The organism is Pseudomonas sp. LM13 (genome assembly GCF_041381355.1).
Taxonomy (GTDB): Bacteria; Pseudomonadota; Gammaproteobacteria; order Pseudomonadales; family Pseudomonadaceae; genus Stutzerimonas; species Stutzerimonas frequens.
In genome coordinates this window covers 36,048-61,849 of record NZ_JACBXH010000004.1, presented here as the reverse complement: position 1 = coordinate 61,849, position 25,802 = coordinate 36,048, and the positions used below count along the sequence as shown (strand labels likewise).

The 25,802-nt window shown below is 65.0% G+C and carries 20 protein-coding genes; 6 read left to right on the top strand and 14 right to left on the bottom strand.

The features are described 5' to 3' along the window. The first annotated feature begins 447 nt into the window (after positions 1-447). On the top strand, positions 448-756 hold the full coding sequence (locus HZR81_RS05130; RefSeq protein WP_015276770.1) for a hypothetical protein: 309 nt from the start codon (positions 448-450) through the stop codon (positions 754-756). A gap of 1 nt (position 757) precedes the next feature. Here the strand turns inward: HZR81_RS05130 and HZR81_RS05125 are convergent, their stop codons facing one another. Together HZR81_RS05125 and HZR81_RS05120 are read right to left on the bottom strand one after the other, a co-directional pair. Beyond that, complete coding sequence (locus HZR81_RS05125; RefSeq protein WP_500127491.1) at positions 758-2,431, bottom strand: bifunctional protein-serine/threonine kinase/phosphatase; 1,674 nt, start codon at positions 2,429-2,431, stop codon at positions 758-760. Between the two features lie 67 nt (positions 2,432-2,498). Further along, a complete protein-coding gene (locus HZR81_RS05120) occupies positions 2,499-3,710 on the bottom strand; it encodes a nitrate/nitrite transporter (RefSeq protein WP_267930610.1) in 1,212 nt (403 codons plus the stop codon). 351 nt (positions 3,711-4,061) lie between these two features. Here HZR81_RS05120 and HZR81_RS05115 point away from each other — a divergent pair, with 351 nt between their 5' ends. After that, the gene (locus HZR81_RS05115; RefSeq protein WP_500127490.1) at positions 4,062-4,997 is read left to right on the top strand and encodes a 1-phosphofructokinase family hexose kinase; all 936 of its coding nucleotides are present in this window, start codon (positions 4,062-4,064) and stop codon (positions 4,995-4,997) included. Here the strand turns inward: HZR81_RS05115 and HZR81_RS05110 are convergent. The 10 genes from HZR81_RS05110 to HZR81_RS05065 all read right to left on the bottom strand — a co-directional run bounded on the left by HZR81_RS05110 (position 4,994) and on the right by HZR81_RS05065 (position 15,333). Next, on the bottom strand, positions 4,994-5,437 hold the full coding sequence (locus tag HZR81_RS05110; protein ID WP_011913518.1) for a thioesterase family protein: 444 nt from the start codon (positions 5,435-5,437) through the stop codon (positions 4,994-4,996). The two genes, HZR81_RS05115 and HZR81_RS05110, sit on opposite strands and share 4 nt — an antisense overlap. Positions 5,438-5,640: 203 nt before the next feature. Further along, positions 5,641-6,339: a hypothetical protein gene (locus HZR81_RS05105; protein WP_500127489.1), complete on the bottom strand. Its 699-nt coding sequence runs from the start codon at positions 6,337-6,339 to the stop codon at positions 5,641-5,643. A gap of 290 nt (positions 6,340-6,629) precedes the next feature. After that, positions 6,630-7,208 carry an ANTAR domain-containing response regulator gene (locus HZR81_RS05100; RefSeq protein WP_013983023.1) on the bottom strand — a complete coding sequence of 193 codons (579 nt, stop codon included), beginning with the start codon at positions 7,206-7,208 and terminating at the stop codon, positions 6,630-6,632. Positions 7,209-7,221: 13 nt separating this feature from the next. Next, entirely contained in the window at positions 7,222-8,439 is a 1,218-nt protein-coding gene (locus tag HZR81_RS05095) for a CmpA/NrtA family ABC transporter substrate-binding protein (RefSeq protein ID WP_500127488.1), read from the bottom strand. Between the two features lie 138 nt (positions 8,440-8,577). Continuing rightward, positions 8,578-10,206 (bottom strand): BatD family protein, encoded by a 1,629-nt coding sequence (locus tag HZR81_RS05090; RefSeq protein ID WP_500127556.1) that lies wholly within the window; start codon positions 10,204-10,206, stop codon positions 8,578-8,580. Beyond that, entirely contained in the window at positions 10,206-11,912 is a 1,707-nt protein-coding gene (locus HZR81_RS05085) for a VWA domain-containing protein (RefSeq protein ID WP_500127487.1), read from the bottom strand. The genes HZR81_RS05090 and HZR81_RS05085 overlap by 1 nt, the downstream gene beginning before the upstream one ends. After that, positions 11,909-12,928, bottom strand: coding sequence for a vWA domain-containing protein (locus HZR81_RS05080; protein WP_014596948.1), 1,020 nt, complete (start codon positions 12,926-12,928; stop codon positions 11,909-11,911). The genes HZR81_RS05085 and HZR81_RS05080 overlap by 4 nt, the downstream gene beginning before the upstream one ends. Beyond that, positions 12,921-13,415 carry a DUF4381 domain-containing protein gene (locus HZR81_RS05075; protein ID WP_063541025.1) on the bottom strand — a complete coding sequence of 165 codons (495 nt, stop codon included), beginning with the start codon at positions 13,413-13,415 and terminating at the stop codon, positions 12,921-12,923. Before HZR81_RS05075 ends, HZR81_RS05080 begins: the two co-directional genes overlap by 8 nt. Next, a complete protein-coding gene (locus HZR81_RS05070) occupies positions 13,412-14,374 on the bottom strand; it encodes a DUF58 domain-containing protein (protein WP_253751215.1) in 963 nt (320 codons plus the stop codon). The genes HZR81_RS05075 and HZR81_RS05070 overlap by 4 nt, the downstream gene beginning before the upstream one ends. Further along, complete coding sequence (locus tag HZR81_RS05065; protein WP_500127486.1) at positions 14,374-15,333, bottom strand: AAA family ATPase; 960 nt, start codon at positions 15,331-15,333, stop codon at positions 14,374-14,376. The genes HZR81_RS05070 and HZR81_RS05065 overlap by 1 nt, the downstream gene beginning before the upstream one ends. Before the next feature lie 197 nt (positions 15,334-15,530). On the opposite strand from HZR81_RS05065, the gene HZR81_RS05060 reads away from it, so the two are divergent. Further along, entirely contained in the window at positions 15,531-20,381 is a 4,851-nt protein-coding gene (locus tag HZR81_RS05060; protein WP_500127485.1) for an NAD-glutamate dehydrogenase, read from the top strand. A 139-nt stretch (positions 20,382-20,520) separates the two neighbouring features. Here HZR81_RS05060 and HZR81_RS05055 read toward each other — a convergent pair whose 3' ends face one another. Then, positions 20,521-21,435, bottom strand: a complete 915-nt coding sequence (locus HZR81_RS05055) for a DUF6685 family protein (protein ID WP_063541029.1) — start codon at positions 21,433-21,435, stop codon at positions 20,521-20,523. A gap of 158 nt (positions 21,436-21,593) precedes the next feature. Between HZR81_RS05055 and HZR81_RS05050 the strand changes: the two genes are divergently transcribed. After that, on the top strand, positions 21,594-21,815 hold the full coding sequence (locus HZR81_RS05050) for a DUF2835 domain-containing protein (protein WP_063541030.1): 222 nt from the start codon (positions 21,594-21,596) through the stop codon (positions 21,813-21,815). Positions 21,816-21,924: 109 nt separating this feature from the next. Next, positions 21,925-22,956, top strand: a complete 1,032-nt coding sequence (locus HZR81_RS05045; RefSeq protein WP_063541031.1) for a quinone-dependent dihydroorotate dehydrogenase — start codon at positions 21,925-21,927, stop codon at positions 22,954-22,956. Between the two features lie 91 nt (positions 22,957-23,047). On the opposite strand, the gene rmf is transcribed toward HZR81_RS05045, so the two are convergent. After that, the gene (rmf, locus tag HZR81_RS05040) at positions 23,048-23,263 is read right to left on the bottom strand and encodes a ribosome modulation factor (protein WP_011913504.1); all 216 of its coding nucleotides are present in this window, start codon (positions 23,261-23,263) and stop codon (positions 23,048-23,050) included. A 357-nt stretch (positions 23,264-23,620) separates the two neighbouring features. Here rmf and rlmKL point away from each other — a divergent pair, with 357 nt between their 5' ends. After that, positions 23,621-25,798, top strand: a complete 2,178-nt coding sequence (gene rlmKL, locus HZR81_RS05035; RefSeq protein WP_500127484.1) for a bifunctional 23S rRNA (guanine(2069)-N(7))-methyltransferase RlmK/23S rRNA (guanine(2445)-N(2))-methyltransferase RlmL — start codon at positions 23,621-23,623, stop codon at positions 25,796-25,798. The last annotated feature ends 4 nt before the right edge of the window (positions 25,799-25,802 follow it).

Below are 25,802 nucleotides of genomic sequence, written 5' to 3'. Positions count from 1 at the left end.
AATTTTTCAACAACAAAAAAGGCGTCCCACCGGTTACCCAGTGAGGACGCCTTTGTCCGTGTCCCGCTCAGTCGGGAAACCTGCCGCTCCACGTTGAGGGTCAGGTCGTAATGATTCTTCGATGTTCTGCTTTGCAGAGGCTGTGCCAACTTGCAATTGCGCCGGTTTTCAAGGGCTTGAGCGCCTGCTGTGGAGCGGCGCTGACCGATCAGCTGCACCGATATGCAGCGGCTTGCGCCCTGATGGTGCGAATCCGCCCTGAGATCGACTCTGAAAAACGCCGTTGACAGGCTGCGGCCAGCTTTCTAAAGTTTCGCCCATGCGCCGATTTAGTCAGCTACTTGCGGGGCGCCTGGAGCCGATGGCTTCGAAATACCGCTAAAGCGCTGGTTCCGGTGTCGCCTCCCACCGCTGCCCAGCGGAATCCTCGAGGCGGAAGTTGAATTGATGAACGCAAAGCACGCCCAGTTGCGCCTGGCCCCGATCACCAGCGGCCTGCATCCCAGCAATCCGAAAATCCTCTTGGGTGGTACTCACCAGCCATCCCTGTTGCGCTACCTCGAAGGTTGGCCGCGACGTCATCGCAAATCCCGCGCCCTGCTTATCCAGTTCGCCACGGCCGACGAGTCGCTGGCGCGTTTCGCCACCGACAGCTTCGACCTGGCCGTGATCCAGGCGCCGACAGCAGAGCGCCTGGAAGAATGCGTGCGTGAGCTGACCCGCGTCGCGCGGCAGGGCCTGATCACCCGGCGCTGAATCAGGCGCTCTTCATCAGCAGCACGACCAGCAAGAGGTTGAGCAGCAGCGACAGCAGCGCCATGCCGCGCCATACCTTCAGCGGCTCGCGTTCGAGCAGGGGGCGTGGCCGAAGACTGGCGCTGCGCTGTTCGCCCTGTTCCAGCTCAAGCAGCCATTGCTCGGCGGTCTCGAAGCGCTGCCGTGGATCGACCGCCACCGCGCGGCTCAGGCTTTCCTCCAGCCAGTTCGGCACGTCCGGGCGATAGCGGCTGGCCGGTGTCGGATTGCCGAAGCGCGGACGCTGGAAGGCTTCGATCTCGCCGTACGGGTAGTGCCCGGTCAGCAGGTAATAGAGGGTCACGCCGGTCGCATAGAGATCCTGCGCTGCGCTGGGTTCGGCTCCCGTAAATGCCTCCGGGGCAATGAAACTCGGGGTTCCGGGCAGGTGATTGGGCAGGTCGCGGGACAACCCGGGGCAGAACGCCAGGCCGAAATCCAGGATGCGCAGCTCGCCGTCCTCGCCCAGCAGCAGGTTCTCCGGCTTGATGTCGCGGTGCAGGATATTGCGCCGATGCAGCATGCCTACCGCGCGGATCAGCCGGGAGGCGACCTGTAGCAGATCGGCCAGTGGCAGGGGGCCGTCCCGCTCGAAGCGTCGCGCCAGCGTCGTCCCGCTGTACTCGCGCTGCACGTAATAGAGGTGTTGGCGTTCTGGCAGCGGGTGCAGCTCGGCGAAGTTGCGCCCGGCGACCCGCCGCATGAACCACTCTTCCTGCAGCAACGCCGGTCCGGCATCCGCCTCGTCCTGTCGGCTGGGTGGCAGCGTCTTCAACAGCCACGATTGGCCCTGGCCATCCAGCACGCGGTAGATCAGCGATTGCCGCGACTCGTGCAGCAGTGCATTCACCTGCCAGCCCTCGAACAGCTGGTCGGCGCGCAGCTTCGGCGGCAACGGCCAATGATCGAGCTGGGCGAGGGCGTCGGCCAGCACCGCTTCGGGCAGGGCTTCGACGCGCAGCAGCAAGGCGCTGGCGTTGTCCTGGCTGCCGCTCTGGTGCGCCAGATTGACCAGCGCCCGAGCCGCGGCGTCGAGGTCAGGTTGATCGTGCAGGATATGCGCGATGTCGCGCTCGGGGACGTAGGACCAGACGCCATCGCTCAGCAGCAGGTAGCTTTCGCCTTCCTGCAGCTCGCCGTCGAGGTAGTCCATCACCAGGTGTTGATCCAGCCCCAGCGCACGCTTGAGGACATGCTGCATGCCCGACTGTTCCCAGACATGGTCTTCGCTGAGTCGCTCGAGCTGAGAGCCATTCCAGCGATAGGCGCGGCAATCGCCGACGTGGGCCAGGGTGAAGCGCCGGCCACGCAGCACCAGCGCGGTGAGCGTGGTCAGCAGCGGCTGGCTGCCACCGTTGGCCTGCAGCCAGCGGTTGTGCGCCACCAGCACGCGATCCAGCGATTGCGCGACGGCCCAGGTTTCCGGTGTCGCGTAGTAGTCGAAGGCCAGCGCCTGCAGTGTCGCGCGGGCCGCCAGTCCGCCATCGGCGCACTGGCTGACGCCATCGGCCAGGGCGAACAGATAGCCCTTGCCAGTGGCCAGCCCGGGCGCCGGGGTGACGATGCGTATCGCGTCCTGGTTTTCTGCGCGCGGGCCGGCACCGCTGGCCTCGCCATAGCTCAATCGCAGGGGCATGGTCGTTCTCGAATGGCTGCGTACTGCAGCAGAGCAATATTCGCGCCCTGCAGGATCTGCTTGGGCATTACACCCGCGCCGCGGTCACAGCTGCCGAACCCCAGGTGGTGCGCCAGCGGCGCTTGACGCCATGCAGGCCGAACCAGGCGAGCACGCCGAGACTGGCGAACAGCCAGAGGCCGAGCTGGTAATCGCCGGTGGACTGCTTGACCGCGCCCAACCCGGCGGTGAGCAGGAAGCCACCGATACCGCCGGCCATGCCGACCAACCCGGTCATCACGCCAATTTCCTTGTTGAAACGCTGCGGCACCAGCTGGAACACAGCACCGTTTCCGGCACCGAGGCTGAGCATGGCGACCACGAACAGCGCCAGCGCGGCCGTGGAACTGGGCAGGTTGAAGCCAACCGCGGCGATACAGATGGCGGCGACCGTGTACATCACCAGCAGTGCGCGAATGCCGCCGATGCGGTCGGCCAGGGCACCGCCCAGTGGCCGCAGCAGGCTGCCGGCGAACACGCAGGCGGCGGTGTAGTAGCCGGCCTTGACCGGGTCGAAGGCGTACTGGTCGTGGAAGTAGCCGGGCAGGGTGCTGGCCAGGCCGAGGAAGCCGCCGAAGGTCACGCTGTAGAAGAACATGAACCACCAGCTGTCGCGGTCGCCCAGCGCCTTCAGGTAGTCGGCCAGTGACTTCGGCGCCGGGCGGTTGGGCGCGTTCTTCGCGACGCTGGCGAAGATGATCAGGGTGAGAACCAGCGGGATCAGCGCCAGGCCGAACACGTTGTTCCAACCGAAGATCGTCGCCAGGACCGGCGCGAACAGGGCCGCCAGCACGGTGCCGGAGTTGCCCGCGCCGGCGATGCCCATGGCCTTGCCCTGGTGCTCGGCCGGATACCACTGAGAGGCCAGCGGCAGCGCCACGGCAAAGGAGGCACCAGCCATGCCGAGGAACAGGCCGAGCAGCAGCGCCTGCTCATAGCTGTTGATGCCGTGCAACCAGGCCACCAGCAGGGCAACGATGACCACGCTCTGGCCGAACAGGCCGGCGGTCTTCGGTGAGGTGCGGTCGGCGAGGACGCCCAGCACCAGGCGCAACACGGCGCCGGCGAGGATCGGCGTCGCCACCATGAACGCGCGCTGCTGGGTGGTCAGGCCCAGGTCGGCAGCGATCTGCACGCCGAGCGGGCCGAGCACGTACCAGACCATGAAGCTCAGGTCGAAATAGAGAAAGGAGGCAAACAGGGTCGGCGCGTGGCCGGCTTTCCAGAAACTTGTGCTCATTGGATCGACTCCAGGGCGTTACGTGGCGCGGCGTTGGCCGCCAGGGCTGCTCGATCCGCCCCATCGGCGAGGCGGAAAACAAAAAGGCGCCGCAGCACGCCTGCCGGAGCAGGAATGTTGCGACGCCTTTGTCGTATGGGCAGACCGCCGTTGGCCTGCGTGTCCAGAACAAAGCATCTAGCGTGCCAGCCATCGCGAAGGCCCGTAGCGCGTGGTTCCCGGCGGTTCAGTTGCACGTGGCGGGTGCGGCAGCTGCACAACGAGTGCGCAGCGGTGGGCCAAATCGGGGCAGGGCGGTGCAGTCTCCGCGGTTGCTGGTAGGCTTGGGCAGCACTTGCCAAGGAGCGAGCGATGCCCCTGATTGCGACCCTGACACTCAACCCGGCGATGGACCTTTCCGTCAGTACCGCCCGGGTCACCGATACCCAGAAGCTGCGCTGTTCGGCGCCTCGCCACGACCCTGGCGGTGGCGGCATCAACGTGGCCCGGGTGGTGAAGACCCTCGGTGGCAAGGCAGTCGCCGTCTACCCAGCGGGCGGTCCGTTCGGCGATCTGCTGCGGCGCTCGCTCGACGAGCTCGGACTGGTGCATCACCCGGTGCCCATCGCCGGCGATACGCGGGAGAGCTTCACCGTCGATGAACTGGAGTCGGGCCTGCAGTACCGCTTCGTGCTACCTGGCCCGGTGCTGTCGGCTCAGGAGTTGGAACGCTGCCTGCAGACGCTGGCGGCGCTGCGCCCGGCGCCTGCATACGTGGTACTGAGCGGCAGCTTTCCGCCCGGCACGAACCTGGCTTTCTTCGATGACCTGCGCGCCCTGAGCCTGCGGCTCGGTGCCCGGCTGGTGGTCGATCTCTCCGGCGACCCGCTGCGTTACGCGGCTCAGTGTGGCGGGGTGTACCTGATGAAGCCCAGCCTCGACGAGCTTGCAAGCCTGATGGGCAGGACTCTGATCAGCGAGGTCGAGCAGCAGGAGGCGTTGCGCAGCCTGATCGCCCGGGGCTGCGCCGAAATCGTCGTACTGTCGCTGGGGGCCGAGGGTGCGCTGTATGCCTATGGCGAACGGCTGGAGCGTCTGCGCTCGCCGCAGGTGCCTGTGGTCAGCGCAGTGGGGGCGGGCGACAGCATGTTGGGTGCCATCGTGCAGGCACTGGCGGATGGGCGTTCGGTAGACGCGGCGGTGCGCCAGGGCATCGCGGCCGGTGCCGCGACGGTGATGCGGCCGGGCACCGAGCTGTGCCATCGCGAGGATGTGCAGCGCTTGCTCGAGGCGCTGGAGCGCGCCTAGTCGATCCGGTTGACCCGTGGAAACTTGGCGGCGAATGCCTCGGGCATCGCTACCACCCGCGCCTGCCCATAGTCGTAGAACACGAAGCCGGACTTGGCCATGGCGATCAGCACGCCGTCGGCCGGCCGGGTGATGCGGAAGATGATGTCCCCGCCGTACTTGTTGAAATCCATCACGCCGACCTCGAACAGCAGCGCATCGCGGGCGTGGGCTTCGGCCTTGTAGGTGGTGGCAAGGTCGGTGACGATGATGCCGCTGCCGTCCTGGCGCGTCTCCGGCACCCCGTAGGCGAACAGAAAGCGCGCCCGCGCTTCGGAGATCATCGAAATCATCGAGTCGTTGGCCAGATGGTTGGCTGCGTTGATATCGGTGATCCGCACGGTGAGCTGGGTGGAAAAGCAGTACTGGTCTTCCGGAAACTGAAGGTTGAGGCGCGCCATGAGGTGCTCGGTCGTCGAATGAAGGCGGGCATTCTAGCGCTGTGTCACTCGCCCTGGGCAGGTGCGGAACGGTCTGACCGCGAATGGACCAGCACCAAGGCGGTACCTCGCGGGAAGGCCGCTCCACAGGCGACCACCGCTCATGGCCTGGGCCGGTTCCACGGCCACCGCTACGGTCGCCGGATAGCGTGGTCATGATCCCATCACCCCTGCTTATACATGCCGGGCAGCGTCTGGAGGCTGTCCTGCTGCAGACCTTGCTGGATCGAGCGCAGGCGCGCGTCGATCAACGGCGTGATCAGTGCGAAGCACTGCGGCGGGCTGAGCCTTGGCTGTTGGGCGTGGATCACGCCGCGCTCCAGCTTGCCGATCAGGCGTTTCAGCTCCACGTCCGGGTCACTGCCGAGGCGTCGGCACAGAGATATGAGACGGGCTTGCAGGCCCGGTGTGCAACCGCCCTGGTTCGAGGCAAGCACGCACAGCCCTCGCAGGCGCGCCACATCCTCCAGCGTACGGCAGGCCTGACCCAGCGGCTCGCGCTCGTCGATGGCGGCAATCAGGCTATCGATCAGGCGGCTATGGCCGTCGAAATCGGCCGGCGTGTCGCGCAGTTGCGCCCAGTCACTGGCGACCGCGTGTGGATCGGGCATAGCGCTGCGCTGTTGCAGACGCTGGGTCAGGCTGGCGGCCACGGCATGGCGCAGTGCAACCGCGGCGGCCTCGTGCTGCGCGCCGAGGCCGCGGTGTTGTTGCAGCAGGCGCAGAATTTCCAGGTCTTCCAGCAGTGCCCGTACGCGCAGATCGCGCACGCGCTGGGTGTGGCTGGCAGTGGCCATGCGGTTCAGGTAATGGCCGAGCAGCAGCAGGGCGCAGGCGATCGCCACGGTCGCGGTTATGGTCATCTTGAAGCTCCCCAGCCTTGGGCGCGAAGCGCGCAACAAAAAAGGCGTCCGATCCGCATGCGTACATGCAGTCGAGGACGCCTTTGTCTGTGCCGACACCTTCGTTGGTTCGGCCTATCCAGCCAAGCAAGCGGCTTGCCAGTTCCGCGCTTGACGCTCGCCGGCCAGTGCGATGCCACTAGGTTGGGGCGCAGCGGCGTTTCTAGGCAGCGGTGGCGCACGATGATTCGCTGTAGCGCCTGCCCGCCGCTGGTGCAGTAGCTTGCCTGGCGCACCGTGACCGGGCGCGCTCATTCGCCGAGCAACTCGTTCATCGCGATGATCTGCTCGGCGACCTGGATCAGCTTCTGCTGCCGGCTCATCGCCTGGCGGCGCATCAGGGTGTAGGCCTCTTCTTCCTTGCAGTTTCGCATCTTCATCAGCATGCCCTTGGCCAGCTCGATGCGCTTGCGTTCGGCCAGCTGCTGCTCCCGGGCCTGCAGTTGCGCACGTATTGCCTGGTCGCTTTCGAAGCGGGCCATTGCCACGTCGAGGATCGGCTTGAGGCGCTGGGCCTGGATGCCTTCGACGATATAGGCACTGACCCCGGCGCGAATGGCCTGACGCATGGCGTCCGGGTCGCTGTCATCGGTGAACATGACGATGGGGCGTGGCTGATCGCGGCTGACCAGCACCACCTGCTCGAGCACATCGCGACCGGGTGAGTCGGTGTCGATCAGCACCACGTCGGGGCGGATCGCCTCGACCCGCTCGGGCAGGTCGATGGTCAGGCCGGATTCGTCGATGACCTCGAAGCCGGCCTCGATCAGCGCACTCTTCAGACGGCCGATCTTCCGCGGGGTGTCGTCGATCAGGAGGATACGCAGCATGCCGGAGTCCTTCTCAAAGTGCAGCCATGGCAGGGCTTGCCATGGCATGCAGCGCGAAACTGCGGGCATAGGTGGCCGGATCGCTGCCGTCCCAGTGTTTGCCATCCATCAGCGTGGCGCTGCGCATGGCTGTGTCAGGCAGGGCGATGCCCAGCGCGCCGGCGGCCTGGCGATACAGTTCGATCTGCTGCACCTGGTTGGCCACCTGCAGGTAGTCCGGGTCTTCGCGCAGCAGGCCCCAGCGGCGCAGCTGGGTCATGAACCAGAGGCCGTCGGAGAGATAGGGCAGGTTCGCCGCCCCCTCACCGAAGAAGCGCAGCGGATGCTCGTCCTGCCAGGCATTGCCGAGGCCATCCTGGTAGAGGCCGAGAAAGCGTGACTCGATGGCCGCCAGCGGTGCATCGACGTAGTCGCGCCCGGCAATCAGCTGTGCGGTGCTGCGGCGATTCTCTTGGCTCTGGTCGATGAAGCGGCTCGCCTCCAGCACGGCCATGACCAGTGCTCGGACGGTGTTGGGGTATTCCTCGACGAACGCGCGGGTGCAGCCGAGCACCTTTTCCGGGTGGTCCGGCCAGATCGACTGGCTGGTCGCCAGGGTGAAGCCGACACCTTCGGAGATGGCCTGCGCCCCCCAGGGTTCGCCAGCGCAGAAACCGTCGATGCGACCGGCGCGCAGGTGCGCGACCATCTGCGAAGGCGGCAGCACCAGCGTTTTCACGTCCCGCAGCGGATCGATGCCGTGGGCGGCCAGCCAGTAGTTGAGCCACAGTGCGTGGGTGCCGGTGGGGAAGGTGTGCGCCAGGGTCAGGCGTGCACCGCTTTGGCGCACGCTGGCGCGCAGTGCCTCGGCATCGGTCACGCCTGCGGCCTTCAACGGGGCGGACAGGTTGATGCTCTGGCCGTTCTGCGCCAGGCCCATGAGCACGGCCATGTCCACCGCCGGGCTGCCGCCGATGCCCAGATGCACCGCGTAGATCAGGCCGTACAGCCCGTGCGCCGCGTCCAGTTCGCCGCCGATCAGCTTGTCGCGCAGCGCGGACCAGGAGTTCTGCCGCTGCAGGTTGAGCGTTAGCCCGAATGGCTGGGCGAAGCCCTGGGTGGCGGCGACGATCAGCGAGGCGGCATCGGTGAGCGGCAGAAAGCCCAGGTTGACCGAGCTCTTTTCCGGTGCATCGCTGCCGGCGACCCAGGCCAGTGCGTCGTGTCGGTGCGGCGAGAGGGGGTCCGTCATGCTTGATGGCCTTTTTCCGATGGCGCGGTGCGCAAGATTGGTTATGCCAACCCTGAAGCAAGCCATATGCCAGCGAGAATTTGGTGCATGCCGCCGCGAGCAGCCCCAAGGTTCACCAGGGCCGCCGATAGACGGCCATCAGCGTGGATAGAGCGGCGGCAATGCGCCCTGTTCCTGATCGAGATTCGGACTGCTGGCCGGTGGTAGGGTCTGGATCGCCTGCCACAGCGCATCGCCCTGCCAGCGTTGGCCGGCTTCGCTGTACAACGCGCCATTCAGGCCATCCAGCGCGTCGGACAGCGGCACGAAACGCGCCGCCATGTCCGCCAGCGTTTCCGGTTGCTGCCGCGCCCAGGCGTCCAGTGCCTGGCGGGTGGCCTGCGAATCGTTGGCCTGGCAGGCGCGGCGTAGATCGTCGAGCAGGCTGCGTGGGGTAGGGCCGGGTTGCAACGCACGCTGCACCGCAGGCTGCCGGCGCGCATGCAGCCACAGCCCGAAGCCGATCAGCGTCGTGAGCGCCAGCAGAGCTGTGCTCAGCTGCCAAGGCCAGACAACGGCCTGCTCCGCCGTCGATGCCGACGGCACCGGCGGCTCGGTCGCTGGCGGGGCGAGATTCGGGTTGTCCGCGACATCCAGCGTGCGTGCCTCAAGCGTGGTGCGCTCCAGGCGATCTTCGACCGTGTTCCACCAGACGACTTCGAGCGAGGGCAGCTGCAATGGCCCGCTGCGGGTGGGGATCAAGGCTTCGCGCTGTTCCCGACTGCCGACCAGGCCGGCTGCGCTGACCTCGTTGGCCAGGCTGGGCTGATCGGGATAACGGCGCAGTTCGGCGTTTTGCGGGGAGCCGATCGCCGGCAGCTGCGTGCTGGTCAGCCCCTCGGCCTTGAGCAGCAGGCTGCGGGTCAGCGATTCGCCGACCTGGGCCTGCTGCGGCTCCGGGCTCCAGGCTTCGACCAGCGTCAGGCTGCGAGCCGGTAACCAGGGCGCGCCGGCTGGATAGTCGACCGGTTTGGCCTTGACCGTCAGCGGGATGCTCGGCGAGCGAACCTGGGTGGAACGACCGCCACGCGAGCCGAACACCGAGTTGCTGCCATTGGTGACGGTGGTGGCGCTGAATAGCTGGGCGGGGATGGTCAGTTCACCGGATTTCTGCGGGAACAGCGCATAGCGCACCTCGATGACGCCATGGCGGATACCGTTGATGGTCTTCTCGTACATGCGCGGCTCGCCGAGGCGTTCCACCAGCGCCTCGGGCATCTGCAGCGGGGAGAGGGTGCTGTCGTCGTACAGCGAGACCGAATGGTAGATGCGCAGCGTGAGGATCACCTGCGCCTGTACGTAGACGCTTTCCTGGTCGATGCTGGCGTCGATGAAGATAGGCGCCAGCTGATCGCTTTCGGTGTCCTTCAACGACTCCTGCACCAGCACCGTGATCGGCTCGCTGCGCCAGTCCGCCACCTGCAACGGTGGAATCACCACGTAACCGGTCTGGCGCGGGCGCAGGGTGATCAGCCAGCGGGTGCTCGCCATGGCTTCGCCGTTGCTGCTGGACAGGCGGTTGACCTGGCGCGTATCGAAGATCTCGAACAGCTGCTCCAGAGGCTCCAGATCGGGTTTGCCGAAGGCAGCACCGCCCTGGGTCTCCAGCGTCAGTTCGAGGGTTTCATCGATGCTCAGCTGAGTTCGATCCACTCGCGCAAACAACCCAGCGGCGCTGGCCTGAACGGCCAAAAGGCCGAGCAGAAGAATAGCCATCAGGCGCATCATCATCGGTTCACTTCCTGACGCTTGCGTTGTTCGTAAAGGAATTTGCGCCGCAGCAACTCGCCGGGCTCGTCGGGAACCTGGCGTAGCCACTGTTCCATCGCCTGCTCCCTTTCCAGATCGGGCAGGCCATCGTGCTGTGCCTTGGCCTGGAGTGGGTCGATTTCGCTGGTCTTCTCGTTTGCCGAGGCCTGCGCTGCACCGCTGGCTTCGCTGGCCTGTTGGCCCTGGGCGTCATCCGGTGTCGGAGCACTGGCCGAGCCGGATTCCGGCGGTCGCTGCTGCGGCTGCGATTGTTCCGGCTCAGCCTGCTCCTGTTGCTCAGCCTGCTCGGGCTCAGGTTGTTGCTCGCGGCGGCGCAGCAGTTCCTCGACCAGCGTCCGATTGCGAAGTGCTGCCCGCAGGTCGGGTTGCCGTTCGAGCGCCTGGTCATAGGCTTCGATGGCCGCCTCGAAGGCTTCGCTGCGGGCCAGCGCGTTGCCGCGGTTGAAGTGATCGGCGGCACTGTCGCCCTCGGCAAACAGCTCGGCCGCGCCAGCGTAGTCGCCGGCACGATAGCGGGCCACGGCCTGCCAGCGGCGGTCGGTAAAACGCTCGGCCGCCTCGGCCGGCTGTTGCGCTTCCAGCAGACGCTGGCCCTGCTGGTCGCGGCGCAGCCACAGGTCCTCGAATTCCATGGCGCTGGCCGGTGGTGCTTGCAGCAGCAATAGCGGCAGGCAGAACAGCCAGCCGCGGCGACCAGCCAGCGCGGTGAGCAGGAGCAGTGGAATCAGCAGCCAGTGGCCCTGATCCAGCCAGGCTTCCAGCCGCGTCATCTCGTTCTCCTGTTGCAGTGCACCGCTGGCGTCGAGCAGGCCGAGCGCAGTCAGGTCGCTGTCGCCGATGCGTGCCTGCTGGTAGCGACCGCCGAGCGAGCCGGCGAAGCGCTGCAGGCCGGCGCTGTCCAGTCGCGGAATCAGGATGGCGCCTTGTGCGTCCTTGAGGAAGCTGCCGTTTTCAGCGGCGATCGGCGCGCCCTGTTCGGTGCCGATTCCGAGGATCAGCAGCCGCCCGTCCTGGTCGCTCAGCAAGGCGCGGATGGCGTCGCGTTCCTGCTCGTCCAGGCTGCTGCCGATCAGCAACAGGCGGCCGCGACCGAGGCCAGCCTGTTCGATGAGGGCGAGCCCCTTCTCGACGGCAAGGTCGGCACGCTGTCCCGGCTCGGGCATCAATGCCGGGTGCAGAACGTCGAGCAGATTGCGGGTGGTGGCCAGATCATCCGATAGCGGCACCAGGATGTGGGCGCTGCCGGCGTAGACCACGACGGCCGTCTGTACGTCCTGGCGGCGCTCCAGCAGGTCGAGCAGCTCGCGCTTGGCCTGGGCCAGGCGAGTCGGTGCCGCGTCGCTGGCGAGCATCGAAGTTGTCAGCTCCAGCAATACCACCAGCGGATCGCTGCGCTTGATGCTGGGCTGCTCGTAGCGCTGCCAGCTCGGGCCGAGCAGGGCACCGACTGCCAGCAGCCAGGCCAGCCCGAGCACGATCCAGGGCAGACGGCTTTGGCGCAACCGCCCACGGGTCAGCAATGCCGCGTGAAAGGTTTCCGGCAGCAGGCGCTGCCAGCGTCCGACCTGCAACTGCCGATGCCACAATCGCCAGAGCAACCAGATCAGCAGCGGCAGAATCAGCAGCCAGTAGGGCCGCAGCAGCTGCGGCAGCCATTCGCTCATCGACGCTGCTCCCGCCGCCACGCCAGGCGCTGCAGCTGTGCGCTCCACAGACTGGCGGCGACCATCATCAGGCTGATCAGTAATGCGGCGCACAGCGGCCAGACATACAGGGCCTCGGCTACACGTGCCTGGGTCGGCTGCTGGACTGCCGGCTCGAGACGGTCGAGGGCTTCGCCGATGGCTTGCAGCTGTTCGCTGGAGGCCGCGCGAAAATATTCGCCGCCGGTTTGCTCGGCGATGGCGCGCAAGGTGGGTTCGTCCAGATCCAATCCTGGGTTGAAGCCGAAGCGGCTGAGCACGCCCCCTTCCTCTGGTACCGCGCCGATGCCGATGGTGTGAATGCGCACGTTTTCTTCCGCGGCGAGCGTCGCCGCCAGCAACGGTTCGATCTCACCGCCATTGTTGGCGCCGTCGGTGACGAGCACCAGCACTCGGCTGTTCGCCGGGCGTTCGCGCAGACGCTTGAGCGCGAGACCAATGGCATCGCCAATGGCGGTATTGCTGCCGGCGATGCCCACGCTCGCTTCGTCCAGCCAGACGCGCACGGTCCGCCGATCGAAGGTTAGTGGCGACTGCAGATAGGCCTTGCTGCCGAACAGGATCAGGCCGACGCGGTCGCCGTGGCGCTGCTCGATGAAATCACCGAGCAGCACCTTGACCAGCTCGAGGCGCGTCAGCTCCTCGCCCTGCCATTGCATGTCCGGGTAGTCCATAGAGCCGGACACATCCACCGCCAGCAGCAAGTCGCGGCCGCTGGTCGGCAGGGGCAGTGGCTCGCCCAGCCATTGCGGGCGCGCTGCCGCGAACAGCAACAGCAGCCAGATGGTCAGGTAGGGCAGCTGCTGCCGCCACGAGGGCAAGGATACCCGGGCGCGGCGTCCGGAAAGGTGCTGCAGCTCATCGAGAAAGCTGACCTTCAATGCGGCCTCACCACTGTCGGCCGCCGGCAGCAGCGCCCGCAACAGCCAGGGCAGCGGGGTCAGCAGGAATATCCACGGCCAGGCCAGTTCAAACATGCTTGCGAATCCAGATTTCCACGGCCTGTTCGAGCCCGTCGATGGCCTTGTCGTCCAGGCGGCACTCGGCGCGATAGGCGCCCTCGACCAGGACCATCCAGCGCGTCAGTCCGGCGGCCGGGCAGCGGTTGTCGAGGAACGCCAGCCAGGCGCGCCCGCTGAGGGTATGCGGGTGGTTGGCCGGATAGCGGATCCGGCAGAGTCGCTTGAGCAGTGCGTTGAGCTGTTGCAGCCACTGGCTGGCCGGCTGTCCGCCGTAGGGTTTGTGCAGGCGCGCCAACTCGGCCAGCGCCTCCTGGCGCTGGGGATCCAGCTCCGGCTCGGGCCGTACGCGGGGTTTGCGCCTGGTCAGTCGATGGCGAAGTCGCCAGAACAAGCCAAGGCTGGCCAGCAGCAACAGCCCGAGCAGCCACCAGCCCGGTGCCGGTGGCCACCAGGCGATCGGTTCCGGGGTGATCAGCGGCTCGAGTTGATCGAGGGGATTCATGGTTGGTTGCCCGGTCGCTGGACGCTCAGATGCTCGCGCAGCTGTTCGACCAGGTCGCGCTGGGTATCGAGTGGCATCAACGGTACCCGCAAGCGATCGGCCAGACGTCGCCAACGCATGGTGCGGGCCTCGCCGAGCTCACGATAGCGCTGACGCAGCCCGGCGTCGTGGGTGTCCAGTTCCAGGCCCGCATTGCCCTGGCTGAAGCGCAGCAGCCCGGCCGCCGGCAACGCGTGGTCGAGCGGGTCGTGTATCGGCAGCAGCAACAGATCGACATGCCGCGCCAGCAGGCCGAGCTGCTGCTCGGCAGCGTCGGTCAGGGTCCGTTCGTCACAGAGAACCACCGACAGGCTACCGGGCCGCAGCACTTCACGTACACGCCGCAGCGCCAGGCTGAACGCCTCGGGATCGAGCGCGGTGTCTGGTTGCAACTGGCGATTGGCGCGGGTCAGACGGTCGAGCAGCTGCAACAAACTCTGCTTGCTGCGCCGTGGCTTGATCTCCTGTTGCTCGGCTCCGAACACCAGCCCGCCGACCCGGTCGTTGTGGCTAAGTGCGGCCCAGCCAATCAGGCTGGCAGCCTGTGCCGCCAATACCGACTTGAACAGTCGGCCGCTGCCGAAGAACAGGCGCGGGCTCTGCTCGACGACGATGTAGATTGGCCGTTCGCGCTCCTCATGAAAGAGTTTGGTGTGCGGCTCCTGGGTGCGCGCGGTAACGCGCCAGTCGATGGTGCGCACATCGTCTCCGGCCTGGTAGATGCGCACCTGATCGAAATCCACGCCGCGGCCGCGCAGCTTGGAGTGGTGCAGGCCCACCAGCGGGCTGCGCCGGTTGGGCGTCGAGAACAACGGCACTTCCCGCACGCGATGACGGATGTCGATGAGTTCGGCCAGGGTCACGCGTGTGCCGTGGTCCGGCTCGCTCGGCCGTCCGCCCTCGGAAGCCTGCGGTTGCATCAGGCCACCGCCACCACGTCGAGAATGCGTTGGATGACGCGGTCCTGGTCGATGCCGGCGGCTTCTGCTTCGAAGGAGAGAATGATGCGATGGCGCAGCACGTCGAAGAGCATCGCCTGGATGTCCTCGGGGCTGACGAAGTCGCGCCCGGCCAGCCAGGCGTGGGCGCGTGCGCAGCGATCCAGGGCGATCGAGCCGCGGGGGCTGGAGCCGTACGCGATCCATTCCGCCAGCTCGGTATCGAACTTGCCGGGCGTGCGGGTGGCCATGACCAGCTGCACCAGGTATTCCTCCACCGCGTCGGCCATGTACAGGCCGAGAATTTCCTTGCGTGCGGCGAAGATCGCCTGCTGGCTGACCCTGTGCTCGAGTACCGCCTCGCCATTGATAGCCTCGCCTCGGGCCTGCTGCAGGATGCGGCGTTCCACCGAGGCATCAGGAAAGCCGATCTTCACGTGCAGCAGGAAACGATCCAGCTGCGCCTCGGGCAGCGGGTAGGTGCCTTCCTGCTCGATGGGATTCTGCGTGGCCATGACCAGGAAGAGGGGCGGCAGGTCGTAGGTGCTGCGACCGACGCTGACCTGGCGCTCGGCCATCGCTTCGAGCAGCGCCGACTGCACTTTGGCCGGTGCGCGGTTGATCTCGTCCGCCAGCACCAGATTGTGGAAGATCGGTCCTTGCTGGAAGACGAAGCTGCCGGTCTCCGGGCGATAGATCTCTGTGCCGGTAATGTCGGCGGGCAGCAGGTCGGGGGTGAACTGGATACGGTGGAACTCGGCCTCCAGGCCTTCGGCGAGTTCCTTGATCGCGCGCGTCTTGGCCAGCCCCGGCGCGCCTTCGACGAGCATGTGGCCGTCGGCGAGCAGGGCGATCAACAGTCGTTCGATCAAGCGCTCCTGGCCCAGGATCTGGGTGGAAAGGAACTGTCGCAACGCGATTATCGATTCACGGTGATCCATCGTCTCGATTCTTCCAGGTGGGGCAGTTTCGGTCGGCCCGGCTGGCAGGGCCACCGGCTGCAACAGTCTGTCGCAGGAGGCGGCAGGGGCGTGCCACTTTACTGCATTACGCCTCGACTAGACTAACCTTGAACCTTCGACCTGTGGCGTCAGTCACTAGCGACACGTCTTCCCCAGCAAGCCAATCGGAGCCGTACATGGCGTTCTTTTCAGCGGCCAGCAAGGCCGACCTTCAGCAGCAACTGCAGACCGCACTGGCACAACACGTAGACCCCCAAATCCTGCCGCAGCTGAGCGTCTTCGCCGAGCAGTTCTTCGGTATCGTCGCGCTGACCGAGCTCACCGAGCGGCGCATGGGCGATCTGGTCGGTTCGACGCTGGCCAGCTGGCGCCTCCTGGAGCGCTTCGATCCAGCCATGCCGGAAGTGCAGGTGTTCAACCCGGACTACGAGAAACATGGCTGGCAGTCGACCCATAGCGTGGTCGAGGTACTGCATCCGGACATGCCATTCCTGGTCGACTCGGTGCGCATGGAGCTCACCCGCCGCGGTTATAGCATTCATACACTGCAGACCAGCGTGCTGCAGGTAAGGCGTTCCGCCGATGGTGCGCTGCTGGAATTGCTGCCCAAGGATCAGCGGGCGCCGGACAGCCATGCCGAGTCGCTGATTTTCGTCGAGATCGACCGCTGCGCCAGTGCTGCCGCGTTGCGTGAGCTGGAGCAGTCGCTGCTTGGCGTGCTGGCCGATGTGCGCCAGGTGGTCGGTGATTTCGCTGCCATGAAAGGCAAGGTCGGCGACCTGCAGGCGCGGCTGGATCAGGTCAACCTGCGCATCGACGCCGACGAGCTGGATGAGATCCGTGATTTCATGCGCTGGCTGGCCGATGACCATTTCACCTTCCTCGGCTACGAGGAATTTTCCGTAGTGGAGCAGGGCGACGGCGGACGCATCGCCTATGACGAAGGCTCGCTGCTGGGTCTATCGCGCAGCATGCGCACCGGGCTGTCGGACGAGGAGCAGTCGCTTACCAGCCAGTCGGTCAGCTACCTGCGCGAGCCGCTTCTTCTCTCGTTCGCCAAGGCAGCGATGCCCAGCCGCGTGCATCGGCCGGCTTACCCGGATTTCGTCTCGTTGCGCGAGTTCGACGAGCAGGGCCGTGTCGTGCGCGAATGCCGTTTTCTCGGGCTGTTCACCTCGTCGGTATATACCCAGAGCGTACGTCGCATCCCGTTCATCCGCCGCAAGGTGGAAACCGTCGTGCAGCGTGCCAACTTCGGCAGCTCGGCGCACCTGGCGAAGGAGCTGGTGCAGGTGCTTGAAGTGCTGCCGCGAGACGAACTGTTTCAGGCACCCATCGACGAGTTGTTCGAAAACGCCATCGCTATCGTGCAGATCCAGGAGCGCAACCGCTTGCGTCTGTTCCTGCGCTTCGACCCGTACCGGCGCTTCTGCTACTGCCTGGTCTATGTGCCGCGCGACAGTTATTCGACCGAGACGCGATTGAAGATTCAGCAGGTCCTGCAGGAGCGACTCGAGGCCAGCGATTGCGAATTCTCCACCTATTTCTCCGAATCGGTGCTGACGCGTGTGCAGTTCATCCTGCGCCTCGATCCGAACAAGCCGGTGCAGGTCGACCCGGCGCGCCTCGAACAGGAGGTGCTGCAGGCCTGCCGCACCTGGCAGGATGACTATCAGGGGCTGGTCGTCGAACGCTTCGGTGAAGCGAAGGGTACGCATCTGCTCAGCGAGTTTCCCAAGGGCTTTCCGGCCGGCTACCGCGAGCGCTTCTCGGCACAATCGGCCACGGTCGACATGCAGCATCTGCTCGACCTGAATGATGAACGCCCGCTGGTGATGAGCTTCTACCAGCCGATCACGGCGGGCGAGAACCGTCTGCATTGCAAGCTCTACCACATGGATACGCCGCTGCCGCTGTCGGACATCCTGCCGATCATGGAGAACCTCGGTCTGCGGGTGCTCGGCGAATTTCCGTTTCGCCTGCGCGACAGGAACGGCCGTGACTACTGGATCCACGATTTCGCCTTCACCTACGCCGATGGGCTGGAAATCGATCTGCTTGAGATCAACGAGACCCTGCAGGATGCCTTCATACACATCTATGGTGGTCTGGCCGAGAACGACGCGTTCAACCGGCTGGTGTTGACCGCTGGGCTGACCTGGCGCGAGGTCGCGCTGCTGCGCGCGTATGCGCGCTACCTCAAACAGATTCGCATGGGCTTCGACCTGGGTTACATCGCCAGCGCGCTGCTCAATCACACCGACATTGCCCGCGAGTTGGTGCGGCTGTTCAAGATGCGCTTCTATCTGGCGCGCAAGCTCGGCGACGACGACCTGGCGGACAAACAGCAACGCCTGGAGCAGGCGATCCTCAGCGCCCTGGATGACGTGGCGGTGCTCAATGAGGACCGCATCCTGCGGCGTTACCTGGCGCTGATCCAGGCCACTTTGCGCACCAACTTCTACCAGCCGGACGCCAGCGGCAAACCCAAGCCGTATTTCAGCTTCAAGCTCGATCCGCGTGCCATCCCGGAGATGCCACGGCCGGCACCGATGTACGAGATCTTCGTCTATTCGCCGCGGGTCGAGGGCGTACACCTGCGCGGTGGCAAGGTGGCCCGTGGCGGGTTGCGCTGGTCGGATCGCGAAGAGGACTACCGCACCGAGGTGCTCGGCCTGGTCAAGGCGCAACAGGTGAAGAACGCCGTGATCGTGCCTGGCGGCGCCAAGGGTGGCTTCGTCCCACGCCGCCTGCCGAGCAGCGGGACACGCGACGATATCCAGGCCGAAGCCATCGCCTGCTATCGCATCTTCATCAGCGGTCTGCTGGATATCACCGACAACCTGCGCGAAGGCCAGGTGGTACCGCCGGCCAACGTGCTGCGCTACGACGGCGATGATCCCTATCTAGTGGTGGCGGCCGACAAGGGCACGGCGAGTTTTTCCGACATTGCCAACGGCATTGCCGCCGAGTACGACTTCTGGCTCGGCGATGCCTTCGCTTCGGGCGGCTCGGCCGGCTACGACCACAAGAAGATGGGCATCACTGCGCGCGGCGCCTGGGTGTCGGTGCAGCGCCATTTCCGTGAACGCGGCATCAACGTGCAGACCGACGTCATCAGCGTGATCGGCATCGGCGACATGGCCGGTGACGTGTTCGGCAACGGCCTGCTGATGTCCGAAACCCTGCAGCTGGTGGCGGCCTTCAACCACCTACATGTCTTCATCGATCCGAACCCCGACCCTGCGCGCAGCTTTGCCGAGCGCAAGCGCCTGTTCGCGCTGCCGCGCTCGGCCTGGACGGATTACGACGCCTCGCTGATATCCGAAGGCGGTGGCGTGTTCCCCCGCTCGGCGAAGCGGGTGACGATCACTGCGCAGATGAAGGAGCGCTTCGCCATCGAGGCGGATCAGCTGACTCCGGCCGAACTGATCAACGCGCTGCTCAAGGCACCGGTCGACCTGCTCTGGAACGGCGGAATCGGAACCTATGTGAAAAGCAGCAGCGAGAGCCACGCCGAGGTAGGGGACAAGGCCAACGATGCGGTGCGGGTCAACGGCAACGAGTTGCAGGCCAAGGTGGTGGGTGAGGGCGGCAACCTCGGCATGACGCAGTTGGGGCGGGTCGAGTACGCGCTACATGGTGGCGCGAGCAATACGGACTTCATCGACAACGCTGGCGGGGTCGACTGCTCCGACCACGAGGTCAATATCAAGATTCTGTTGAACGAAGTGGTCAGCGCCGGCGACATGACGGCCAAGCAACGCAACCAGCTGCTGTTCGAGATGACTGACGCGGTGGCCGAATTGGTGCTGCAGAACAATTACAAGCAGACCCAGGCGTTATCCCAGGCACAGCATCGTTCGCGTGAACGAGCCGGTGAGTATGTCCGGCTGATCAGCGCGCTGGAGACGACGGGGCAGCTCGATCGATCGCTGGAGTTCCTGCCGTCCGATGACGCGCTGGCTGAGCGTGCAAACCTCGGCAAGGGGCTGACCCGGCCAGAGCTGTCCGTGCTTATCTCCTACAGCAAGATCGAACTCAAGAAAGCGCTGCTGGATTCACGGGTACCCGACGACGATTACCTTGCGCGGGAAATGGACACTGCCTTTCCACAGCAGTTGGCTGAACGTTTTCGCGCCGCGATGCTGCAGCACCGCCTCAAGCGCGAAATCGTCGCGACGCAGATCGCCAACGATCTGGTCAACAACATGGGCATCACCTTCGTCCAGCGGTTGAACGAGGCGACCGGTATGAGTGCGGCGAACGTCGCAGGCGCTTATGTCATCGTGCGCGACATCTTCCATCTGCCGCACTGGTTCCGGCAGATCGAGGCGCTGGATTACAAGGTGCCCGCGGACCTGCAGCTGAAGCTGATGGACGAGTTGATGCGGCTTGGCCGACGTGCGACGCGCTGGTTCCTGCGCAACCGTCGCAGCGAGCTCGATGCCGCGCGGGACGTCGCGCACTTCGGACCTCGGGTCGCAGCCCTCGGGCTGAAGCTGGACGAGCTGCTGCAAGGCTCGACCCGCGACCATTGGCAGGAGCGTTATCGGCGCTACACCGAAGCGGGCGTGCCCGAGCTGCTGGCGCGGATGGTCGCCGGCACCAGTCATCTGTACACCTTGCTGCCGATCCTCGAGGCGGCCGACGAAACAGGACAGGTGCCGGCGCAGGTTGCCGCTGCCTACTTCGCCGTCGGCGGAGCGCTGGAACTGCCGTGGTATCTGCACCAGTTGACCAATATGCCGGTGGCCAATAACTGGCAAGCGCTGGCCCGCGAAGGCTTCCGCGACGACCTCGACTCGCAGCAGCGCAGTATCACGGTGTCCGTGCTGCAGATGGACAATGGTCCGGAACCGATCAGTGAACGGGTCGATGCGTGGCTGGCACAAAGGCCGGTGCAACTGGAACGCTGGCGTTCGATGTTGGCTGAGCTACGAGGCGCCAGCGGCAATGACTATGCGATATACGCGGTGGCCAGCCGGGTATTGCAGGGGCTAGCCCAGTCGGTTGCGCATGGTTGAAGGCCTGCAGGCCGTTCTGCGGGCGTCAGCCCACAGGCGGCCAGCCAGGCTTGAGCGTATACGGCGCACCGGCCGACCGGGACGGTGCGCCGTATTTTGCGGTTGGTTCGGTATGAGGGTCGCCGGTGCTGCGCGGCGTTCAGTTCTGGGCGGGCAAACCGACCTTGAAGCGGGTGATTTGCGGCAGGTCTCGCAGGTAGCGAATCAGGTCCGGCGCTCCGGCCAGCTTGAGCCCTTCACCGATGGCATTGGCCGTAGGGTCACGCTTCTCCAGCAGAAGCAGTTCCGAATTGCTGGTATCGCGTAGCAGGGTCAGACGCGCATAGGGCACCTGGCTGTCGAGAAGCAGGGCCATGAACTCGCGATCGCTCCAGGCCTGGGCGGGCATGGTCACGGCGTGGTAGTCCGCATCCAGCGCGTGAACGCCTGAGCGGTCCAGGCGATAGTCGGTGACGTCCGCCGGCAGCATCACTTCCAGGCCGCGCAGGCGCGCATAGGCCACGGCGCAGGCGAAGGCTTCCAGGTGGTGCTCGCCAGCCCAGTACAGCCGTTCGCCCAGCCAGCTGGCCTGGCGCACTTCGATTGGGGCGCCGGTGTCGAAACCGGGCAGCGCTGCCCCCAGGGTGCGAACGAAGTCCTTGTAGCTGATGATTCGAATCTGTCGGCAGGCAGGTGTAGCGGCGAAGGCTTCGAATGTCGCGAAGCTAGCACCGCCGCTCTGCGGGCCGCCAAAGCCGTCGATCTGACGGAGATCGAGCTGCAGCCGGATACAGTCCTTGCTGATCAGACGGGTCAGTGCCGCATGGGCGCGGGCTTTGTCTTCCTGCACCGGACCGGAGAGCGCGCCGCGCGGCAGTTCCAGCAGACGTTGCAGGCAAGGGCCGTCAGTCCAGAAAATGCTGGGCTCGGGTTCCGGGAGGCGGCTGAACGGCAGCTGCAGGTTGCTGGCGCGCTGCAGTACCGAATGCGCAGCCTTGGAGCGCAGCCCGAGGCGTTGCGCAAGTCGTGCAATTTGAGTTGTCAGTGAAGGCATTGGCTCGGGCAGGCTCATCATGATGCTTGAGCTCTCAGGGCTACGGCCGAAGTGTGGCAGACCTGTGCGATTTGCGCACGGGCTTTGCTCGATCCGCGGCGGTGGAGCTGCATACGGACCTGACCAAAGAGGGAAGGGCGTTGTGGCACTATCGCTGAATTGAACATCAAGGAGCCTCCATGCCGAACCTGGTGCTGGATATCGCGCTGTCCGCCGAGCGAATGAAGGCGGTGTATCAGGGCCATGCGAATCGAGTCCTGATTCGAAGCCGCGACGGCACGCGAGTCAGCTTGCCTGCGCATCACCTGCGCCCGTTTCTGACCCATGAAGGCGTATTTGGTTCATTCGAGCTGGAGTTCGCCGAACAAGGGCAGCTGCTCGGCCTGAGGCGTCTGAAATAGCTCGCAGGTCTCGGTTTGCTGCGGCGCATCCGGATGCTATCGGCAGCGGCTGGACGGTCCTCGTGCTGCTATACTCCGCCACCACATTTCCCGAGACCTTAGGCTGCGTATGTATAACCTGGCCCGCCGGCTGTTGTTCAAGTTATCCCCGGAAACGTCCCATGAGCTTTCTCTCGAGCTGATCGGCGCTGGTGGGCGTCTGGGGCTCAACGCAATGCTGAGTAAAGCGCCGGCGAATCTGCCGGTACGAGTCATGGGGCTGGATTTTCCGAATCCTGTGGGGCTGGCGGCCGGACTGGACAAGAACGGCGAAGCGATTCGTGGTTTGTCGCAGTTGGGGTTCGGTTTCATCGAAGTCGGGACCGTGACGCCGCGCCCGCAGCCTGGCAACCCGAAACCGCGGATTTTCCGCTTGCCGGAAGCCGAAGCGATCATCAACCGTATGGGATTCAACAACCACGGGGTCGATGCCTTGCTGGCACGAGTCGAGGCAGCCAGGTTCAAGGGCGTTCTGGGAATCAACATCGGCAAGAATTTCGATACCCCGGTCGAGCGTGCCGAGGACGATTACCTGCTGTGCCTGGAGAAGGTCTATCACCACGCCAGCTACGTCACGGTCAATGTCAGCTCGCCCAATACACCGGGCCTTCGCAGCCTGCAGTTCGGTGATTCGCTCAAGCAGTTGCTCGAAGCGCTGCGTCTGCGCCGCGAAGACCTTGAGCTCATGCATGGCAAGCGCGTACCGCTGGCGATCAAGATCGCCCCTGACATGACCGACGAGGAAATCGCGCTGGTAGGTGAGGCGGTGTTCCAGGCCGGTATGGATGCGATCATCGCAACCAACACAACGCTGGGGCGGGAGGGGGTTGCCGGTTTGGCTCATGCGGACGAGGCCGGTGGGCTGTCCGGTGCGCCGGTGCGTGACAAGAGCACGCATACCGTCCGGGTTCTGGCGCAGACGCTCGGCGGGCGCTTGCCGATCATCGCCGTGGGTGGCATCACCGAGGGCAGGCATGCGGCGGAGAAGATCGAGGCGGGTGCCAGTCTGGTCCAGCTCTACTCGGGGTTCATCTACAAGGGACCGGCGCTGATCGGCGAGGCGGTGGATGCCATTGCGGCCCTGCGCTCGCAGGCACGTTGATTTGCCGGGAAGGGGCTCCTGTCGGAGCCCCTGGGCTTCTAGCCCGCCGCCCGGGTAGGGCGTGCCGTATCAAGTCGGGTGGATCGGTGAATCAGCCGACCGCGTGAAGTTCGTTGAGTCTATGCAGACCGGCCGTGCCGGTCAGACCATCCCAGTTGTCGCCGCGACCCTCCCGCCAGCCGTTGATCCAGGCTTGGCGAACTTGGGGATGGGAGAAAGGACAGAGGTCGCGAGATTTGCCATGTATGCCATGTTGATAACCGCGCAGAAATGCTCGTTCCATCGGATCACGCTTGAGTCTTCTCATTGGGTATTGCCCTCAGTGGTTGACTGGTGTTCCTGTGGCCTCATGGCGAGACCGGGCAGATAGACTGCCAATTGAAGCGCGCTGCCGGCGTGGCGCGCCTCGCCGGCATCGTTGCGATGTCGGCCTAGGACGAGTTCTAACCCAATGCTTGATACGCTGGAACGATCGTTTTGTCATAAGTAGGTAACGAATCTGTGGATCTACCCATAAGCCGGCCGACCGTTGTGCGTAACCTGCAGTACTGAGCGCGGTCGCAATGCGCACCGGCAATTTTTCGAATCATCTGTAATTCATTCCTGCTGGGCTTGTTCCGACGAAAGGGTCGTGGCGGTCCGAAGCACTTTTTCTGGAACCACCATGACCGATCGCCATGAACTGATACTGACCTGCCCGAAGGGGCTCGAAGGCCTGCTACTTGAGGAAGCCACCCTGCTCGGCCTGGAAGAACCTCGCGAGCAGACGGCAGCGGTCCGCGGCTACGGAGCGCTGGACGTGGCGTACCGCCTATGCCTGTGGTCGCGTCTGGCAAACCGTGTGCTGCTGGTACTGAGCCGCTTCTCGACGACGGATGCCGAAACGCTCTACCAGGGGGTGCATGCAGTCGATTGGGCGGAGCACATGTTGCCGTCCGGCAGCCTCGCAGTGGAGTTCAGTGGGCGTGGCTCGGGCATCGACAACACGCATTTCGGTGCGCTGAAGGTCAAGGACGCGATCGTCGATCGGCTGCGTACTGCCTCGGGCGAGCGCCCAAGGATCGATAAGCTCGATCCCGATCTGCGGGTACACCTGCGGCTCGACAAGGGACAGGCGGTCCTGTCGCTGGATCTGTCAGGGCACAGCCTGCATCAGCGTGGCTACAGGTTGCAGCAGGGCGCGGCCCCGCTGAAGGAAAACCTGGCAGCGGCGATCCTCATCCGTGCCGGCTGGCCGCGCATCGCCGCCGGTGGTGGTGCGCTGACCGATCCCATGTGCGGCGTGGGTACCTTTCTCGTAGAGGGCGCGATGATGGCGGCCGATATCGCGCCGAACCTCAAGCGCGAGCGCTGGGGATTCAGCGCCTGGCTTGGTCATGTGCCGGCGCTATGGAACCGCTTGCATGATGAGGCGCGCTCGCGTGCGCAATCCGGTCTGGCCAGAACGCCGCTGTGGATTCGTGGCTACGAAGCCGATCCACGCCTGATCCAGCCTGGGCGCAACAATATCGAGCGCGCCGGGCTGTCGAACTGGATCCGCATCTACCAGGGCGACGTCGGGACTTTCGAGCCGCGCCCGGACCAGAACCAGAAGGGGCTTGTTATCTGCAACCCGCCCTACGGCGAGCGGCTGGGTGACGAGGCGAGCCTTCTTTATCTCTATCAGAACCTCGGCGAGCGCCTGCGCCAGGCTTGCCTCGGCTGGGAGGCCGCGGTGTTCACGGCCGCCCCGGACCTTGGCAAGCGCATGGGCATCCGCAGCCACAAGCAGTATGCATTGTGGAACGGCGCGCTGCCGTGCAAGTTGCTGCTGATCAAGGTCGAACTGGACCAGTTCGTTACCGGTCAACGCGCTGCCTCCACCGAGTCACAGCCTCAGCAGGCCCAGGTGGAGCAGGCACGACTGAGCGAAGGCGGGCAGATGTTTGCCAACCGCTTGCAGAAGAACCTGCGTCAGCTCGGCAAATGGGCGCGTCGCGAGGGCATCGAATGTTATCGGCTGTACGATGCCGATATGCCGGAATACGCTCTCGCGGTCGATCTGTATCGCGATTGGGTGCATGTGCAGGAATATGCTCCGCCACGCTCCATCGATCCGGACAAGGCCCAGGCTCGCCTGCTCGATGCCCTGGCGGCCATTCCGTCGGCGCTGGGCATTGCGCGTGAGAAGGTTGTGGTCAAACGTCGTGAGCGGCAGAGCGGCACGCGTCAGTACCAGCGCCAGGCCGCTCAGGGTCAATTTCTCGAGGTCGGCGAGGGTGGCGTCAAGCTGCTGGTCAACCTGACCGACTACCTGGATACCGGCCTGTTCCTCGATCATCGCCCGCTGCGCCTGCGCATCCAGCGCGAAGCGGCCGGCAAGCGCTTTCTCAACCTGTTCTGCTATACCGCTACGGCGACCGTGCACGCGGCCAAGGGCGGAGCGCGCAGTACCACCAGTGTCGATTTGTCCAAGACCTACCTGGATTGGGCGCGGCGCAACCTTTCGCTCAACGGCTTCTCGGACCGCCAGCGGCTGGAGCAGGGAGACGTGATGGCCTGGCTGGAAGCGGATCGCGGCGAATATGACCTGATCTTCATCGACCCGCCGACCTTCTCGAACTCCAAACGCATGGAAGGTGTGTTCGACGTGCAGCGTGACCACGTCGCCTTGCTCGACCTGGCCATGGCGCGCCTTGCTACCGGCGGGACGCTGTACTTCTCCAACAACTTCCGCAAATTCGTGCTGGACGCGAGCCTGATGGATCGTTACGCGGTAGAGGAAATCACCGCTTCAACGCTGGATGAAGACTTCCGCCGTAATCCGCGCATCCACCGCGCCTGGAAACTCCAGGCACGGTGATGAT